General features: G+C 40.5%; 13 protein-coding genes. 3 read left to right on the top strand and 10 right to left on the bottom strand.

Translation table 11 applies throughout. The features are described from left to right. Positions 1 to 83: 83 nt before the first annotated feature. The 5 genes from ACFG4S_RS20920 to ACFG4S_RS20940 form a co-directional block, all read right to left on the bottom strand. Positions 84 to 461: a hypothetical protein gene (locus ACFG4S_RS20920; protein WP_392530937.1), complete on the bottom strand. Its 378-nt coding sequence runs from the start codon at positions 459 to 461 to the stop codon at positions 84 to 86. Between the two features lie 274 nt (positions 462 to 735). Beyond that, complete coding sequence (locus ACFG4S_RS20925; protein WP_392530938.1) at positions 736 to 2,928, bottom strand: TolC family protein; 2,193 nt, start codon at positions 2,926 to 2,928, stop codon at positions 736 to 738. A 104-nt stretch (positions 2,929 to 3,032) separates the two neighbouring features. Further along, positions 3,033 to 4,595, bottom strand: a complete 1,563-nt coding sequence (kaiC, locus tag ACFG4S_RS20930; protein ID WP_392530939.1) for a circadian clock protein KaiC — start codon at positions 4,593 to 4,595, stop codon at positions 3,033 to 3,035. A 75-nt stretch (positions 4,596 to 4,670) separates the two neighbouring features. After that, positions 4,671 to 4,985, bottom strand: a complete 315-nt coding sequence (kaiB, locus tag ACFG4S_RS20935) for a circadian clock protein KaiB (protein ID WP_392530940.1) — start codon at positions 4,983 to 4,985, stop codon at positions 4,671 to 4,673. A gap of 106 nt (positions 4,986 to 5,091) precedes the next feature. Continuing rightward, on the bottom strand, positions 5,092 to 5,673 hold the full coding sequence (locus tag ACFG4S_RS20940; protein ID WP_392530941.1) for a KaiA family protein: 582 nt from the start codon (positions 5,671 to 5,673) through the stop codon (positions 5,092 to 5,094). A 660-nt stretch (positions 5,674 to 6,333) separates the two neighbouring features. Here ACFG4S_RS20940 and ACFG4S_RS20945 point away from each other — a divergent pair. After that, entirely contained in the window at positions 6,334 to 9,636 is a 3,303-nt protein-coding gene (locus tag ACFG4S_RS20945; RefSeq protein ID WP_392536042.1) for an ATP-binding protein, read from the top strand. A gap of 157 nt (positions 9,637 to 9,793) precedes the next feature. Here the strand turns inward: ACFG4S_RS20945 and ACFG4S_RS20950 are convergent, their stop codons facing one another. Beyond that, positions 9,794 to 11,671, bottom strand: a complete 1,878-nt coding sequence (locus ACFG4S_RS20950; RefSeq protein WP_392530942.1) for an ArnT family glycosyltransferase — start codon at positions 11,669 to 11,671, stop codon at positions 9,794 to 9,796. Between the two features lie 184 nt (positions 11,672 to 11,855). Next, a complete protein-coding gene (locus ACFG4S_RS20955) occupies positions 11,856 to 12,497 on the bottom strand; it encodes a hypothetical protein (RefSeq protein ID WP_392530943.1) in 642 nt (213 codons plus the stop codon). A gap of 696 nt (positions 12,498 to 13,193) precedes the next feature. Here ACFG4S_RS20955 and ACFG4S_RS20960 point away from each other — a divergent pair. Next, positions 13,194 to 13,526, top strand: a complete 333-nt coding sequence (locus ACFG4S_RS20960) for a DUF565 domain-containing protein (protein ID WP_392530944.1) — start codon at positions 13,194 to 13,196, stop codon at positions 13,524 to 13,526. A 30-nt stretch (positions 13,527 to 13,556) separates the two neighbouring features. Next, positions 13,557 to 14,597, top strand: a complete 1,041-nt coding sequence (locus ACFG4S_RS20965; RefSeq protein ID WP_392530945.1) for a glycerate kinase — start codon at positions 13,557 to 13,559, stop codon at positions 14,595 to 14,597. Positions 14,598 to 14,638: 41 nt separating this feature from the next. Here ACFG4S_RS20965 and ACFG4S_RS20970 read toward each other — a convergent pair whose 3' ends face one another. From ACFG4S_RS20970 to ACFG4S_RS20980, 3 genes are all read right to left on the bottom strand, one after another. Continuing rightward, on the bottom strand, positions 14,639 to 15,043 hold the full coding sequence (locus ACFG4S_RS20970) for a hypothetical protein (protein ID WP_392530946.1): 405 nt from the start codon (positions 15,041 to 15,043) through the stop codon (positions 14,639 to 14,641). 137 nt (positions 15,044 to 15,180) lie between these two features. Then, positions 15,181 to 16,428 carry an ISL3 family transposase gene (locus tag ACFG4S_RS20975; protein WP_392535572.1) on the bottom strand — a complete coding sequence of 416 codons (1,248 nt, stop codon included), beginning with the start codon at positions 16,426 to 16,428 and terminating at the stop codon, positions 15,181 to 15,183. Between the two features lie 137 nt (positions 16,429 to 16,565). Further along, entirely contained in the window at positions 16,566 to 17,333 is a 768-nt protein-coding gene (locus tag ACFG4S_RS20980; protein ID WP_392530947.1) for a hypothetical protein, read from the bottom strand.

Here is a 17,333-nt window from a genome sequence, read left to right on the forward strand (position 1 = left end):
GGCGATTTATCGCGTCTTTGTGATTGAAAATTCTCATCAAAAAGCCATAACCGAACCGTATTGAGTCCATTGACATAAGCCGATCACTTTAACAAATCGAGTGGCTCACAAAAATTGTTCACGCCTTGCTTGAGGACATAAATTAAAACAGGCGTTGCCAAAATTTTCGGAAATGTTGGCGTTGTTTTTAAATGTTCCATCATCTTCTGAACTGAAGTATTCAGCAAATCTTCCCGATATTCTTGTTCACAAATGACTGCACGCCACCTTCTAGCCAAAGCATCTAACCACTCGGAATTTGCCCTTTCTGGTTGTTGTCCGGCGCGGATAGCTAGCGTCATCGCTGCATCCTCTAAATCTCCATCACAGTCTTCAATCAAGTCCAGCGCTTCCATATCGCTGGGATCATCTGCCAATTGAGAACGAAACTGGGCAATTTCTTTGGACGTTACTTTAGTCATGAGTCTTTGACAAGGCGAGCAATCGAACATTCAGTTATGTTAGTTCAATTTTCAGTAATAATTTACATGAAAATTGGGGATAGAGCATGGGGCAAAAGAGTGCTGTTAGCGATAGCTGGGCGTTTAGCCTGTGCTGAGTTAGGAGTTTTGTTTGTCCCCTTGTCCCCTCATCTTTTTAACAAAAAGCCTCATTTCCCAGTCTAATAACTGAAAAATGAGGCTTCTGGGAGCTTTTCATAAGAAATGCAAAACCGTAATTACGAATTACGAATTACTACCGTAGTCCTCTGACGGTAACAGAACGTTGTAGTTGAGCTAAAGCACGGTTGTAATCCAAAATTGCAGTGACTCGATTACCTTCAGCTCTTGTTAAGTCGTTTTCAGAGTTAATAACATCAGTTTGAGTACCTACACCAGCTTGGAATCGTAAACGTGCTAAACGTAAAGCCTCCCTTGCTTGTTCTAAAGCGGTATTAGCAGTTTGAACATTCTCCAAATTAGATTGCTGGTTAGAAAAGGCTTGTTCTACTTGAAAGCGAATTTGGTTACGCTGCTCAGAAAATTGAGTTTCGGCGATCGCAATATTAACTTTCTGTTGATTTGCCCTTGCCCTTGCTGCTCCCCCATCATACAAATTGAGGGTTGCTCTAACTCCGAATGAATAACCATCTGTAACGCTGACGCTATCATCAAACTGGTCTAACAGGTCATAGCTGGCTACCAAGCTGATTTGAGGACCTAACTCTGCCAGAGCCTGTCTACGCTGTTGCTCGTTGATATTACGTTGCGCTAGCTGTTGTTGAAGTTCTGGACGATTTTGAAAAGCTAGTACAATACTTTGTTCTAGCGTCTGGTTCCAAAGACCAGCTAATTGTACAGGGTCGGCGGCACTGATGTTGATCCCCTGGGGTAAACTGATCCGAGTAGCCAACTGACGACGAGCAATTTGCTGCTGAGATCTAGCATTAGTCAAATCTTGTTGGGCATTTGCTAAGTTTACTTGCGATCGCAGCACATCAAACCGCGTACCAACTCCCGCTCGCTCTAAAGCTTCTGCATCACGTAAACTAGCCTCGGAGTTCTGTACAGCCGACTGGGCAATGCGTACTTGTTCATCTGCTTGTTGTAAATTGTAGTAGTCAGTCGTCACATTCAAACGGATTGTCTCGGACTGAGTTTCTACAGCCAACTCATTGAAGCGTACCTGTTCCCTAGCAGCGTTTCTACGAGCTGTACCTAATCCAGAAGTGTATAGGTCATATGACAGTTGTGCTTGACTAGAAAAAGATGTACTAGGTTTATCTTGGTTAGAAATTAAGCCATTTTTGCTACTTAGTGCATCCTGAAGCTGACTACTAGCAGATTGACTACGAGTTAGATCTGCACTAATTCCCAAAGTCGGCAATAAACTCGCTTCCTGCTCTTTTAGGGCATATCGGCTGCGTTCTAACTCCAACAGAGACACCTGTAGATCGTGGTTATTACGCCGTGCTAACTCCAAAGCCTGTGCCAAAGTAATCGGCTGATTTCCCTTGAATGTCACTTCCTCCGGTTTAGTAGGAAATTGCAGGGGATTGGCATTAGGAATCAGGTTCTGAGGAATTTGCACCGGACCTGAGGGCACAGGAGTAACAGTTGTTGGCACAGTGGGAGCTGGTGTTGAACCTGCTGGTGCAGGAGTTACGCTTCCTGGTACAGTCAGAGTCGGCGTTGAATCTGTCGGAACCGGGGTGGTATTCTGAGCCAGACGTTTACCAACATCATTTTGTTGTAAGCACGTACTTGAGGCCAATAGCAAAGAAGCCAAGCCATCAGTTTTGCTTTTTCCCAACTCTTCCTGTTGACACCTCTGCGCTGACATTAGTTTTGCCGACCCTACACCTGTGGGTGAAGTTTGTAAAAATGTCTGCAACTGAGTTATATTACTTACCTTTGGAACCACTGGCTGCTGTGAAGAAGACAGGGACAAAATTTCTGTCTGGACAGAAGGGGATTTTGCAGTGTAGTTGGGAACTACTATGCTTTTTACTTTCTGCCAGCTACTTGAATTACTCTGTTTTTGGTTCCTTTGGGCAGAATGGCTAATATCTGGTTGTTGGGAAGAACCAGAAGTGGGTGTCAAATTAAAAAAGTTACCTTCATTTTTGTGAGGTACTTGTCCTATTGGCACATCAGTATTTCCAGCCATAAAAACTGGAATACTCTTATTACTTAAAGGCTTGACACTTAACTTAGTAAAACCAGGAGCAGGTAATAGGGTTGGAATACTAACATCTGCCGTTTTTGGCAATTGCGTATTCATGATGTCCACACCCAAGGCTTGACCATAGATAGAAGTCAAAACACTAGGAGAAGACGCCAGCTGTACCCCAGTTACTTTCACAGTCCCAGCCCACGCAGGCTGAGTTGTTAAGACCGCTGCTGTCACACCAGGTAAGAAACTATGGAATAATTGCTGTCCTTTCACCGCATCCCCTCACACGAAAATCAATCTAGCGGCAGAAAACCTTTCTTCACCACAGAATATAGCACGATACTAAATTTAGGAAAGAATATACTACGATACTAAATTTAGGGTTCGGAACTCTGTTTGTCTTCAAAACGTCTAACAATGCGAGAAAGTTCCGCCTTTTCATCGATACTAACGCGAGTAGGAGCACCGCTGATAATCCGTTCGTAGTTTCGGAAAGAATCTTTAATATCGGGCCCGTCAGCAGTGATATTATACTCACGAATCCCTTTATCATGCCAAGACCCGCGCATTTTAAATACGTTAACTGCCCGCGACATTTCTCCGCGAATTTCTACGTACTGTAACATTAAAATTGTGTCGGTGATCGTGGAAATATGAGAGTCAGTAATCGAATGCGCTCCCAAAAATTGGTCGGTTGTGTTAGTAAAGAAACCAGTAATTTCTTCTTGTTTAGCATAACCTGTAACACCAATCACAAACTGCCGAAATGCATTATTGCTCACTCCTCTCGCTAGAGCAGAAAGTGAGTCAATGGCGATGCGAGCTGGTTTAAAAATGGCAATTTCCGATTTAATAATTTGTAAGTGGTCTTCTAAACCAGTAGATTCAGGATAGGTACAAATGATTTTGAGTAAACCCTGATGTTCTAATTCCTCAAAATCAATTCCCCAAGAAGAAGCATTCCGAGATAGTTGGGCACGTGATTCTTCATAAGCAAATAATATCGCTTGTTCTCCATTTAGGCAGCCATCTTGAATAAACTTACTTACTAACAGCGTTTTACCTGTACCTGTCGCTCCTGTTGCTAAAATAATTGAATCTTTAAAGAAGCCACCACCACACATTTCATCTAAGGTTTTGACACCAGAAGATACCCTGACATTAGAAGAACGTTGAGTTAAGCGCATTGCTCCCAATGGAAAGATGTTGACTCCTTCGTTAGTAATTGTGAAGGGATACTCGCCTTTCATGTGAGTTGTACCGCGCAATTTGAGAATTTCAATTGTCCGACGGCGACGTTCTCCTTCTAAAACGTTGCGAACAATTACTACATTATCGGAAACAAATTCTTCAACTCCAAAAGAGGCAACAGGACCATATTCTTCGCTACGTTCAGTGGTAATAATAGTCGTTACACTGAGTTGTTTCAGACGTGCTACTAGCCGAAAAATCTCGCGCCGCACTACTCCCATAGCTTCATACTGCTGAAATACTGCTGTTATGGAGTCAATGGAAACTCGTTTAGCTTTATATTTGCGAATAGCATATTGTAAGCGTTCAATAAGTGCAGAAAGGTCAAAATTACCAACGATATCTTGACCTTCTGGATCGGGAGATGCATCCAAAATAAATAACTTGCCTTCCTCAATGAGGCGTGGCAAGTTCCACCCGAAAATATGAGCATTTTTAATAATATCGCTTGGCGATTCTTCAAAGGTAACAAATACTCCTGCTTCATCAAAGTAGGTAATACCGTTATAAAGAAACTGTAGAGATAATAAAGTTTTTCCTGTACCTGAAGTACCGCTAATCAAGGTAGTTCTAGCAATGGGCAATCCACCATGACTAATATCGTCAAACCCCTCGATCATCGTCCGAATTTTTTCTACACCCCCAATTAACGGTGCTTTGTTTGGTTCTAGTTGCTCTTTTTCACTCATTGCTTGATAACAAATAGGTATTAAACCCGGTTTTTTACTAAAGTTTGCGCTCAATTTTATTTATAATTAAATGTTTTATTCTTCAAAATTTTCTTCACTTAGTTCTTCATACAGTAAATCTAATCCAATCAATACTCTTTCTCTATCTGAAAGATCTCCAATAATTTTGCGAACAGGTGGAGGCAAAATTTTAGATAATGTTGGCGTCGCCAATATTTTATCTTCTTCAGCCAACTGCGGGCTTTTCAGGACATCAATCACTTTTAAAGCATAAACACCTTTAAACTCTTGTTCTAAAATCTCTTTGAGTGTTTTTAATGCCCGTACTGAGTTAGGAGTGTTCCCTGCTACATAAAGCTTGAGAACGTAGGTCTTTCTGGCTTTATTCATACTAGTTACAGGCTAATTATTAAGAAGATAAATACAAGATACATTTGGGAATTGAAAGTAAGTAACAGAAGTAGATTGTGCAGATTTGAACATTGATAAATTTAATTTATTTAGGAATCGAACATCTGTAGACTTCGCACAAATGAGCCAGTATATCTATCAAAGTCAGACGGTAATCAAGTAACGTTTCATCGCTCCTTCCTTCTAATTTTAGCTGTTTGGAAAATTCATCAATTACTTCCATGTGAATTTCGATAATTTGTGGCACAGGAATATTAGCATAAAATATAGTGTTGATAAATTTATCAATTTTTTCCTTGAGTGTTTTATCTGTGGTAAAATAATCTATAATAATCTGACTATAAGCTGATTTAAGCTCGTTCAATAGTTGTTGACGTTCGGCTGAAGTCATTTGCTGGAAATGCTGCTGGCTTTTTTGCATATTACTGGCAAATACATAGAAATACTTGCCATTGTGTGGCTCAATTTGGTTTTGTTGAAGCTTATTTGGTAAATAGTTGATTGTTACAGAGGTAGTTGCAGCAACAGGGAGGTAGCAAAATTGGGTAATAATGGCGTAAATAAACTTACCTATCCATTGGCTGACACCTTTTTCGTTGGCTAAGTCATATGGATTACTTAAATCTTTATTAACATCAGGTTGTAAAAACAATATAGGTAATAACATTTATTGTCTATCTATCTTGTCGATCGACTTGACCGAGAAACGTCCGCTGATATTTATGGCAAACGCTTCTAGGGTAATACTGAGTGTGCAGTAAATTTGTGGTTCCACCCCAAAAAAAATAACGCTCTGCGTTAACAGATACTTTTAGCCACTCAATAACTTGGCGTAGCGACTGGGTGGTAGGACTTAGGAGGTATTGGATAAGGTCTGTCTGGGTAATTTATTACTTGTCTATCTATATCTATGTATACAAATAGATAGACTTTTTAATTTTGCTCCTTGATAAGATACTTAAACGAACTTAAAGGATTGTCGCATTCTAAATCATTATAATTCCTCAAGGTTCTAAAGCGAATCTTTGGAGCCATAATTGTTTTAGCCGTCGCTATCGATGAGGAGTTTAAATACCAGTAAGACACTGGTGAGGCTAGTTGCTAGAAATAAGGAGCAGCAAAAACAAAGGTCGCCTCTCTGAAAAACGTAGGATGCAATACAAGTGTCCACGATCGCAAATCCCGTTGTTTTAATGGCGTTGAAATCGTAACCAAAATTGCTTATATGAGTCTTCTTAAAGGATATGGCTTCAGGCACACAGAACATCAGCAGTTGGCAGATGGCAATGCCGGACGTTTCCACAGGAAGAATGAGCCCCAAAGCCTTATGTCAATGCTAGATTATCCGCTTTATGACTTTCAGGCAACCGTACCTAGCTGCCCCCAAACAACAACTCTGGCAGTGGTGCTGGAAATTTTTGAGCAAGAGCAGTGCGATCGCCTGGTAGTGGTCAACCAACAGCAATGTCCCATCGGATTGCTGTACTCTGCTCGTTTAATCCCAAAATTATTAGGCCATAGTGACGATAAAAATTTAAATTTACAGCAATCACTCTCCATCTGGGGGGAAGCTCTCATTGAGCCAATACAGACAATACCAGCTTGTGAGTGTGTAGAGCAATTGAGCTGGCGTTTGTCCGATGGACAAGCCCAAAAGCAGCAGAACTTAGATTGGGCGTTGATTGACTCCAATGGTGAATATTTGGGGCTGGTGGATACTTCACGCTTGTTACGATTTTTAGCTAAGGAGAAAACTACTGGGTTACTGAACTCTGGCGAGCATCGCCATGAGTACGATCCTGTGCCAAGAAAATCGCGATCGCAGACGCCAAATCAACCCAAGCCATTCATACATCAACCACTAGTACAGTTGCTAGAAAGACTACCTTGGCCTTTGATGTTGGAAACAGGTACTGGCGAGGTAATAGCTCAAAATCCTGCTTGGTGGCAGCAATTAGGAATTTTAAAAGACCCAGAAGGAGTTAAGCAACAGGTGGAGGCAATACTTGCCCCCATCGGAGCCAAAAAACCAGAATACCTCAACCGACAAGCAATTAAGGTTCATCCCAATGGTGGTGAAGAGCAATCAACGCCACGGCTATCTGTCAAGAGTGAAGCGATCCAATCAGGCTTGTCTTCCTTCTCACCAGGGACTCATGAGCTTTCCGAACAGCAAACAGCCGAAGAAACAACATCTACTCGCTGCTTTTTGGATAGCCAGGTGGGTACTTGTACTTGCGTTGTCGAAGTGCAAAATGGTCAGGAAAGAATTTGGCAGTTTGCCAAAATCCCATTAGATAACCCTGAGTTAAAAGCGATGAGTACTGAGTCAGAAGTTCTACTTACCACTGATTTGTGGTTAGTATTAGCAACTGACGTCACCGAGCAGCAACAGCTTTGCAAAGAACTAGCAGCCAAAAATGCCGATTTAATTCAACTAAATCGCTTGAAAGATGAGTTTTTAGCTTGTATTAGTCATGAACTGAAAACTCCTCTAACTGCCGTTTTGGGATTGTCGCGGTTGTTAGTAGATCAGCAGTTGGGAGAACTAAACGAGCGTCAAGCCCGTTATGCCGGGCTGATCCATCAAAGCGGACGCCATTTGATGAGTGTGGTCAATGACATTTTGGATTTGACCCGTATGGAAACCGGACAAATGGATCTAACATTAGCTCCAGTCACAATTCGGGCGGTGTGCGATCGCGCCTTATCTGAGAGTAAAGCCATTCACACTCAAACCGGGAAAACCACATCTTCCTCCCGAAGCCAAAATGTCCGTTCATCTGCTCCCCAATTCAGTCTCTCCATTGAACCGGGTTTAGACCAGATCGTGGCAGATGAATTGCGATTGCGCCAGATGCTCATACACTTACTTTCCAACGCCTTTAAATTCACCGAAATATCAGGCGAAATCGGGCTGCGGGTGAGTCGTTGGGAAGGATGGATTGCCTTTACAGTTTGGGACACAGGCATTGGTATTCCCGAACATCAGCAACATTTAATCTTTCAAAAATTCCAACAACTAGAAAATCCTCTCACTCGCCAATTTGAAGGCACAGGTTTGGGGCTGGTATTAACTCGCGCTCTGGCTCGCCTCCACGGAGGAGATGTGAGCTTTTTATCTCGTGAAGGTAAAGGTAGTCAGTTCACATTGCTGCTACCCCCCAGTCCCCCAAAAGTAGGTTTTTCTGAGCCAGATATAGAAGTCATAGAAGACACACAAACACAACATCAACAAACCCGAACTCGTCAGCATATGACGACATCTACACAGTATTATCCTGCTAGTTCTCAACGGTTGGTTTTAGTAGTCGAGGCAGTAGCTCGATATATTGAAGATTTGACCGACCAACTTAAAAGCTTAGGATATCGCGTAGTGATTGCGCGATCGGGGACAGAAGCAGTAGAAAAAGCTCGGCGCTTGCAACCAATAGCAATATTTCTCAATCCGTTGTTACCCTTGCTCTCAGGCTGGGATGTCTTGACCTTACTCAAATCGGACACTGCAACCCGTCATATATCTGTAATTTTGACAGCCACAGCAGCCGAAAAGGAGCAAGCATTTGCCAACCGAGCCGATGGTTTTTTAAGCTTACCAGTAGAGCATCAGCTTTTGGCGCCAGTCCTAGAAAAATTATGTACTGCACAAGCAAGTCTTCAGCTAGGGTTAAACAACGGCGCAAGTATCCCCACTAAGACACCACTGCGAATTCTCCGGTTGGTGAATCCTGAGTTGGAACTCGTCAATCCCCACTCTTCACTTCGAGAACATCGGGTAATTGAAGTAGATGACCTAGATCAGGCAGAACTCTTGGCGCGGGTGTGGCAGTTTGACGTAATTTTGCTAGATGTAGACACCACCACTGCCCAAACTTATCTCCAACAACTAATCCAGCACCCACGCTTAGCGGCTATACCGTTGGTTACTTGCGATGTCGCAACCACCTTAATAGCCTCTAAAATACCAGGGTTATCTGTATTTCCTTACTTAACACCATTTGGTAAAGACAACAGCAGTCGTACCGAGAAAACAGATGCCTTGCTATCAGTACTGCAAATTGCTTCTGGTGTGTGTTGCCCTCCCAACATTTTAGTAGTGGATTTGTCCATGCTGCGTGATTTACCACAGGGAAGACGCAAGCAAATCAAAGGCGATCGCCCAGAAAAAAATTGCTCAATCAGTAGTGAAACTGCTGAACGAGGAGCTGAATGGTTCCAAGCTTTAATTCAGTACCTACAAACAGCAGGTTTCAAAGCGGCAATGAGTCCCTGTTGGGCAGAAGTGTTACAACAAATTCGTCATCAAAGCGTTGACTTAATCCTAATTTGCTTAGGAGAATCTGCTATTCATAAAGACGTACTCAAAGCATTGAAAACCTTGGGAGAGTCGCCTTTGAAGTTACCACCAATTTTAGTACTCAACCAGAGATTAAATCCTTCGGAAACTATTTCCCAGGGTGGGGTAACTTACGATAAAATTGACGACCGGAAGAAGAATGCTTTGGAATCGATAGAAACTATTGTGCGGACGATCGCTACCCAAATATTACCGCGATCGATATCAATGGAAGACCTATTAAACCAGATCAATCAAGCTCTAGCTGTCAATGGTTACAATCACAAATGTTAATCGGCATTGGGCGTTAGGAGTGCTGTTAGCGATAGCGGGGCGTTTAGCCCGTGCTGTACATAGATAGCGGGGCGTTTAGCCCGTGCTGAGTTAGGAGTTTTGTTTGTCTCCTTATTCCCTTGTCTCCCTCATCCCCATTCCCAATCCCTATGCCCCATTACGATATGTCTATTTTTTCATTTTTCTTTTTAATAAAAGGAACGCGAATCAAATTATAAGCACCCTTGGTAGATAAATTCTTGTAATCATCTGGCTGTAAATCCATTTGTAGAAGCTTTTTCTGCTCAGCCAACAACAGTAGTGAAGGAGGTTTTAGTGCTTTGGCTGCTTGATTTTGAAGATGCTCTAGAGTCTCTTGAGGAAATCTGAAATAATTTACCTGACTGTGACTATAAAATACTACACTAGGCTTCTTAAAGCCAAGCATCACCACTTCTTCATTTGGTTGTTTTACTTGGTGTATAATTGCAGACAATTCTCTTAAAGGTAATTGTCGTTCGCGATCGATAAAAAAGGAAGCAGGGGTTAAAACAAAAATCAAAAATCCCACAAATCCCAATAAATTAATACCGATGATGTAGTTCCAACGGCGACTTAGTAGTAACCCGGCAACCAAAATAGCACAAACAAGCCAAGTTACGCCACCGATGACTGGTAATCCAGATTCCTGAATTAATTCGTGGAAGTTAGTTATTGCTGGATCGCTACCTAATATTTGGGTGATGTTAAACATTGCCGTTGATAAAACGGATAAAACCACTACATTCACCCAACCACTAACTCGCAGAAAAGAGGAGGAAACAAGAATTGTTCCTTTGTCTTTGGTATTTTGAAAAATATCGCTCCAGAAAAGCGCCACTAGAATGGCTGCTGCTGGCATTAAAGGCAATACATAACTGGGGAGTTTGGTAACCGCAATGCTAAAAAAGCCAAAGACACCAGCAAACCAGAACCAGGCAAATAAACTCAATTGCTGAAAACGCTCAAGGGATCGCCAGTGCGATCGCTGCCAAAATTTCAGCCTGAATATTGCCACTGGTAAATATACTGAGTATGGTGCAAATCCTAGCAGTACGATCAGAAAGTAAAAATACCAAGGTGCTGAGTGACCATTCACTACTTCTGTAAAACGTTCCAGGTTGTGATAACCAAAAAAGGCATTAATATAATCCCAGCCATTGCGCCAAGTCACTAATGCATACCAAGGCACTGATAAACCAAAAATTACCAGTATACCTACCAGTGGGCGCATTTCCCGGAATACCTCTCTAAACCTGCCCACATAAAACAAAAAAGCGACAACAATCAGCCCAGGTAAAACAATCCCCACTGGACCTTTAGTTAAAATCGCACCAGCAATTAGCACATAACAAGCTAAGTACCACTGATTGGGAAACGGGGATCGGGCATGGGTTATTTCCCTTGTATTCCTAGTCCCAAGTCCCCAGTCCCCAGTCCCTTCCTTTGCGTAACCTAGAAAGAAACACAACAAAGCTGATGCCATGCAGCCAGTAAGCAGCATATCGGATACACCAGTTCTCGCCCAAATAATTGTTTCGCCATTGAGCGCCATAATCGCTGCTGTTAACAAAGATATTAAGTAGCGGCGAGTAGGACGCGAAACTTGCTCTAATTCGTCTTGTTTAGCCAAATACCAATGTATGGTGTAAAAAGCCAAACAAATTAACCCGAATGCGGCGATGGCCGAAGGAAGGCGTACTGCCCACTCATTCACGCCAATAACTGCATAGGCGATCGCCTGACACCAGTAAATTAAAGCAGGTTTATCGAAACGAGTGTCACCATCGAAAAATGGGGTGATCCAATCGCCTGTGATTAACATCTGACGCGACGCTTCTGCAAACAGTGGCTCTGTCTCATCAATCAAGCCAATGTTGCCCAAATTCCACCCAAAAGCTATCCAGCCAATCAGTATCAACAACAAAACCGACATAGTTACACCAAGGGTTGGATTCCTTGCTATTTTGTTGAACCACTGATCGACAGTGCCTTTAACACTCAATTTCATTCTCATTAGTCAATAGTCAACAATCATTACTCAATAGTCGTTAGTTAGCTATATTTTGTTCTTCTTAAAGAAAATAAGTGCTGAATCAGCGATCGAGCAAAATTAATTATACGTGTTTAATGGAGTATTGGGCATGGGGAGATGAGGGAGAATAATAACTCCTAACTCAGCACTCCTAACTCAGCACTCACTACTCAGCACTCAATACTAGTTGCCATTCTTTGTTTTGGGAATTCCACTGAGGTAATTGAGTTTCACCAACAACATAGGGACCCCAGTAGCGGCGGGAACCATCTTGTGCAAAAGCAACTAAAATATCTCCCTTTTCCAATTTCAAATTATTTTGAGGTAGAGATAAAATCAGCCCCTTGTCACTACCTTCTTGGGGAGCAAAATCCCAATGTGCTGGGACATCATATTGAGTCTGTTTAACACCAGAGCCTTTTGCTACAGACTGTCGCGCTAGTAAAGCTAGGCGCACAGGCTGATTTGTTCGATTGCTCATCCGCAAATTTCCTTGATTTTTGGCTTTCGTAGTTGATTTATCTCGATTTGCCAAGACAGGATAAGTCTTTTCTCTAGTGCTATGTTGTACTTCTTTGCTTGGGTTCGTTGGTAGAGCCGATATGCTACTAGGGGAGATATCTTTTGCAGTTGAAATTGTTGTAGATGAAGTTGTCTCCAACTGTTGAGTATCAGGTGGCAGTTGTGAAGATGTATCTGGGTTGGCGGACTCAAATGATACGCTCACTCCCAAGCATCCCACTAGAGCAATAAGCAGTCCCAAGCAACAAGCCGTAACACCGACGTTACGATAAATTGAAGATTTCATATTGATAGTTTTTAGAAATAAATATTTGTCTAGACTTGACCAAATAGTAGCCTATTATCACAAAAGGCAATCACAAAAAGTAGCCTAATATAAATTTTCCGAAAATTAGGGTGAGGAATGTATTATAAATATCATTTGAAGTAGGAAACATTTGGAGGAAATAATTCTTTGGCTCTTTGATTAACAAGGGATGTGTAGATCCATTGCTTAGTATTTTGTCCATAATTTTGCATAAAAATAAGAAAATTAGATACTGAATCAGGGAATTCATTTGTATGTATCAAACAAGAAAAGTTACCTGAAACTGCTAGTACAGTACGGCATAAATCCAGCTACCATCTCAATTAACTCCACAAGGGATAAGCAAGGTGCTTGAGCAACTCGTCTTAAAGTTAGGCAAACTTCCGCTACAGTGTCTTAGCGGCATCAACAAGCTATCGATCGCCTAACCTTAGCCAAACCTTAGATAAATCTAGGTCATATGTTTCATCTGGGAACTGAAAAACACCCCATTTAAGAAGCTCTGTACTTCCCTAAAGATGATAAGATATACGAAAAATTTGAGTAAACACTGGAAACCCAGTAGACATCTACTATTTATAATAGTAACAAATAAGCTGATGCTAAAACCAATATTTTCAATCTCAATATAAATATATTTCAAGATATGTTGACTTTTTGCCAGAAGTCCCTTTAATGCAAAACACTCGTCTCAATAACTTGTTCGATGCCATTGCTAGAGTGTTGGGGCAATGGTTTTTAAATCCTTGGCGGCGACTATCGTTGCTGATAATTAGTTTTTTATTCGGTTTTTTTCTGGGAAACGCAGTTTCCACCACAGCCGGTCAAAGGGCAGAATTAGACATTGTGGCAGCTGGTTTTTTTGTACTATTCACGGAAATTACCAGCAGAATATTTTATAGTCGCAGGTTTTTGGAAAGGCGATCGCTCTTGGTGGACTCATTAAATCTACTCAAAGTTGGTTTCACCTACAGCCTGTTCCTCGAAGCCTTTAAGCTGGGATCGTGAAAAGAGGCAGAGGGGCTGAGGGGGGAATTTATGAGTTTGTGGCTGAGTGAAATTTTAGTTTCAGAAGTAACTGAAAGTTGGCAGCAGGAATCAAGAGAAGCGGCTTTGGCAGATAAGTTGAGGGCTAAAGCTTTTGGCATCACGCCGGAAAATGTCGATGAGGCGATCGAAAAGCGATGGCATTTACTAAAATCTGTGTTCCCAGCTTTTAGTGAATTTTGCCAAACTACCTTCCAAGTAGAACCCAAAGAAATGTTACAGGTTTTGTGGGACTTGTGGTTGCCTTTGGGAATCAAACTCGCATCGCATCGCCAAGAGTTGGGACGCCCTCTGATTCAGGGCATATTGGGAGGACAAGGCACCGGTAAAACCACAATGTGCAAAATTCTCAGTTTAATTCTCGATCGCCTGGGATACCGGACTGTGAGTTTGTCTTTGGATGACTTATATAAAACTTACAGCGATCGCCTACTTTTAACACAACAAGATCCCCGCTTGATTTGGCGAGGGCCACCAGGAACCCATGATGTAGATTTAGGCTTAGATTTACTAGATCAAATCCGTGAATTGCAAAGCCCAGTCATGGTTCCGCGCTTTGATAAATCTGCTTATGGAGGCGCTGGCGATCGCACTACTCCAGAAATCGTTACCAATATAGATATTGTACTATTTGAAGGTTGGTTTGTGGGTGTACGACCAATTAACGCAGATATATTTGATACTCCACCACCGCCAATTGTCACAGATGAAGATAAAGCATTTGCCCGCGACATGAATCTTCGCCTCCACGATTATCTACCACTGTGGGAGCGATTAGACAGCTTAATTGTGCTATATCCCACCGATTACCGCTGTTCTTTAGAGTGGCGCAAACAGGCGGAACAGCAGATGATTGCTGCGGGTAAATCGGGGATGAGCAATGCAGAGATAGAGCAATTTGTCAATTATTTTTGGCGATCGCTTCACCCTGAATTATTCATCAAGCCGTTGGTAAAAGATGCAACAGCGGTTGATTTAGTTATTGAGATTAATGGCGATCGGAGTATTGGTACAATAATTCGTAATTCGTAATTCGTAATTCTTGTAGAGACGCGATTCATCGCGTCTAACTCCTACGGATTTGACCCCGATTTAGAAGCATTACTAAACAACCAAGACAAAAGATTAGCAACCGTAGCAGCCCCAAAAGAAAATAACGCAATAATTGCATCACGAGGTAAAACGCCATCTAACCAGCTACCCTGTATTTGAGAAACAGGAAAATTCTGATCTAGACCAATTTGAATCTCTTTAGTTTTCCCAGAAAAGCGGGCTTCTATACCCTTTTTAGGAACAATTTGTAGATGGCGTATCAGTTCAATATTTAGAGGAGTATCAGGGTTTTCTCCCATGAGAAACTGATTTTGCTTAATGTCCTGTTCCTGATTTACCATGCGGATTTTACCTTCCACAATAGTAGAAATTTTTAAATCGTCTCTGGCATCTTTACCATTTCTGTCCAAATCTAGAAATTTCACATCTTTAGTTTCTATCTTTTCTCTAAACCATTGTTCTGATTCATATTTGGGAGCTTTGGCTAGGGTGAAATAAATATTGGTATTTTGCGCGATTTCTAAGTTAAATTTTTTGGTTCTTCAGTACATAATATGCTTAACTAATAGGTTAAATGCCAATTTAACAAGCATCTAACTCGGAAATTATCAAAGTTTCTAAATCCATAGCCGGAACGTTTAATTAGCTTAAGTTTGTTATTAATGCCTTCCACAACACCACTAGTTGTCCCATTATCAAAGTAAGCAATAATCTCATCAAACCAACGGATAATAGTATTGTTACTCTTGGGAAAATATTTTTTAGCTTTTGCTAACCACATCCCGAGTTTAAAAACTCCCGGATACCAGTTATCTGTCTTATTGAAAATCTTTCTAATTTTTTCTTTTAATTCATGCATTTCTTTGAGAATAGGAGATAAATTTTTCACTTGATAAAGTTTGTTTATCTGCTCTTCATTTAAGTCTGACTCATTTTTCAATAAAACGTATTTACTATTTTTTAGTCCCGACAATACTTTTTCGTACTTAGATTTTTTTGATAATGATTGCGCTTTTTTAACTAATTCTTCTAGATTCCGCTTCTCTTGTTTTCTTTGTGTATCTAGTTCTTTATTGATTTGTGTCATCACATGAAATCTATCTGCTACTACTTGAGCATTGGGCATTAATTCTGTTACTACATTTTTGTAACCTACCCACAAATCTATACTCACTTCCTCAATTCGTGCTAAAACCTCAGTTCCCCACTCTATAAGGGTTTTCTTTACTACCTCTTGTGTGCGCCCACTTAACAAAGTTATTAATTTAGATGTATCTAAATCTATTAATACTGCACAGTAATTACCCTTGCCTTTAACTAGAGCTATTTCATCAATTCCAAGCCTTTTTATAAAATCAGGTTTGTTATCAGATAATTTTTCTGAGGCATCTTTTAACATTCTTTCTATTTCTTCTGTTGTCACTATCCCTTTATTTGCTACACTATGGATATCATTTTCTACAACATCTTGTATTATCTTGTCTGCTAGCCGTTTTGTATAAGTTCTTTTCTTACTTACAAAATCTAGCTTTTCACTAAACGGTTTTTCACATTTTTCACATTTGAATTGTCTCCTATTTATTTCTAAAAATACTGGCTTTTCTCCAAAAGGTAAGTCTTTAACAACGTATCGATGATTTTGATGTAATCTATGGCTTTTTGTACCACAGCGAGGACAATTACTGTATGATTTTGTTGATTCAGTTTGTAAAATCATTCCTATCCCCTCATGAATCCGATGAGATATAACTTTCACATCTTTTAAATCAAGAAGCGCTGTTAGGATTTTAATATTTTGTTTCCTATTCATGACTGTAAATACACCAAAAAATATTTCTCTTGTAATTACAGCTAATAACAAATATGCTTTATAAGTCAATTAGGTCAAAGTTTTTTCTCAATAGCTGATACGATTATTTTTATTTATTAAGCTTTTTGGCTAACAATTTAGCATAACAAGTGCTGAAGAACCAATTTTTTATTATTTGGATTGACAATAAATTCTAATGGTGTTTGCGTATCAGGTTGATTTGGTGATTTTGAATCTAGTAATTCATAGCCTTCTACTATAACTTTGATTGGTTGTTCGCCTAAATATAGTTCTAATGTATTTTGGTTGCTTTTTAAGTCTAATTTAGAGCTAGATTGCAGAGAAAAAGCCAATTGATTGCGATAAAAGTCATAACTTAACCCAGATACTTTTGTATTTGGTTGCAGCCGTAGTTCCTCTAGGTTGATATCACTTCTTGCTTGGAGATTAGCCGGGGCAATAATCCATCTACTCTCGCTATCTTTAAGCTGAATTTTTAAGGAGTCTAACTGATTAAGTTCTGGCCAAGTTTCGCTTTGAAAACTGCCTGTGAAAGTTAGAGTTTGTCTGCCTTCATTTTCTAGTTCTTTAATGCCGCGAATATTTTGAAGAAAGAGTTTTGATTGTTCTCCGTTATAAATAAAACTCATTTCTTGAAAAATGATATTCCCTTCAAATGTATGTGTGCCAGGTACAACAGCAGCAAAGGTTACGATAGTCAATAATAAAAGTAACAGCAACACCAACAATAATTTTTTATGATTTGAAATAGTTCGTAGTAAGCGTTTTAGCACTGAAGTGCTTACTACAAACAAAGCAGTTAGATATGTTTTCAGAGAATTCAACAATTGGCGAATTTTGATGAAGTTGGGAAACTTGTGTTTGGCTTTTTGCCGAGATGCCAT

Origin of the sequence: Nostoc sp. C117 (assembly GCF_043099735.1) — a bacterium.
Classification (GTDB): domain Bacteria; phylum Cyanobacteriota; class Cyanobacteriia; order Cyanobacteriales; family Nostocaceae; genus Nostoc.

What these genes read in the sequence shown, in the direction of transcription:
- ACFG4S_RS20920 (WP_392530937.1), bottom strand. Translation starts at nt 461, where the DNA reads ATGACTAAAGTAACGTCCAAAGAAATTGCCCAGTTTCGTTCTCAATTG.
- kaiC (WP_392530939.1), bottom strand. Translation starts at nt 4,595, where the DNA reads ATGAGTGAAAAAGAGCAACTAGAACCAAACAAAGCACCGTTAATTGGG.
- kaiB (WP_392530940.1), bottom strand. Translation starts at nt 4,985, where the DNA reads ATGAATAAAGCCAGAAAGACCTACGTTCTCAAGCTTTATGTAGCAGGG.
- ACFG4S_RS20940 (WP_392530941.1), bottom strand. Translation starts at nt 5,673, where the DNA reads ATGTTATTACCTATATTGTTTTTACAACCTGATGTTAATAAAGATTTA.
- ACFG4S_RS20945 (WP_392536042.1), top strand. Translation starts at nt 6,334, where the DNA reads ATGTCAATGCTAGATTATCCGCTTTATGACTTTCAGGCAACCGTACCT.
- ACFG4S_RS20950 (WP_392530942.1), bottom strand. Translation starts at nt 11,671, where the DNA reads ATGAGAATGAAATTGAGTGTTAAAGGCACTGTCGATCAGTGGTTCAAC.
- ACFG4S_RS20955 (WP_392530943.1), bottom strand. Translation starts at nt 12,497, where the DNA reads ATGAAATCTTCAATTTATCGTAACGTCGGTGTTACGGCTTGTTGCTTG.
- ACFG4S_RS20960 (WP_392530944.1), top strand. Translation starts at nt 13,194, where the DNA reads ATGCAAAACACTCGTCTCAATAACTTGTTCGATGCCATTGCTAGAGTG.
- ACFG4S_RS20965 (WP_392530945.1), top strand. Translation starts at nt 13,557, where the DNA reads ATGAGTTTGTGGCTGAGTGAAATTTTAGTTTCAGAAGTAACTGAAAGT.
- ACFG4S_RS20975 (WP_392535572.1), bottom strand. Translation starts at nt 16,428, where the DNA reads ATGAATAGGAAACAAAATATTAAAATCCTAACAGCGCTTCTTGATTTA.
- ACFG4S_RS20980 (WP_392530947.1), bottom strand. Translation starts at nt 17,333, where the DNA reads ATGGCATCTCGGCAAAAAGCCAAACACAAGTTTCCCAACTTCATCAAA.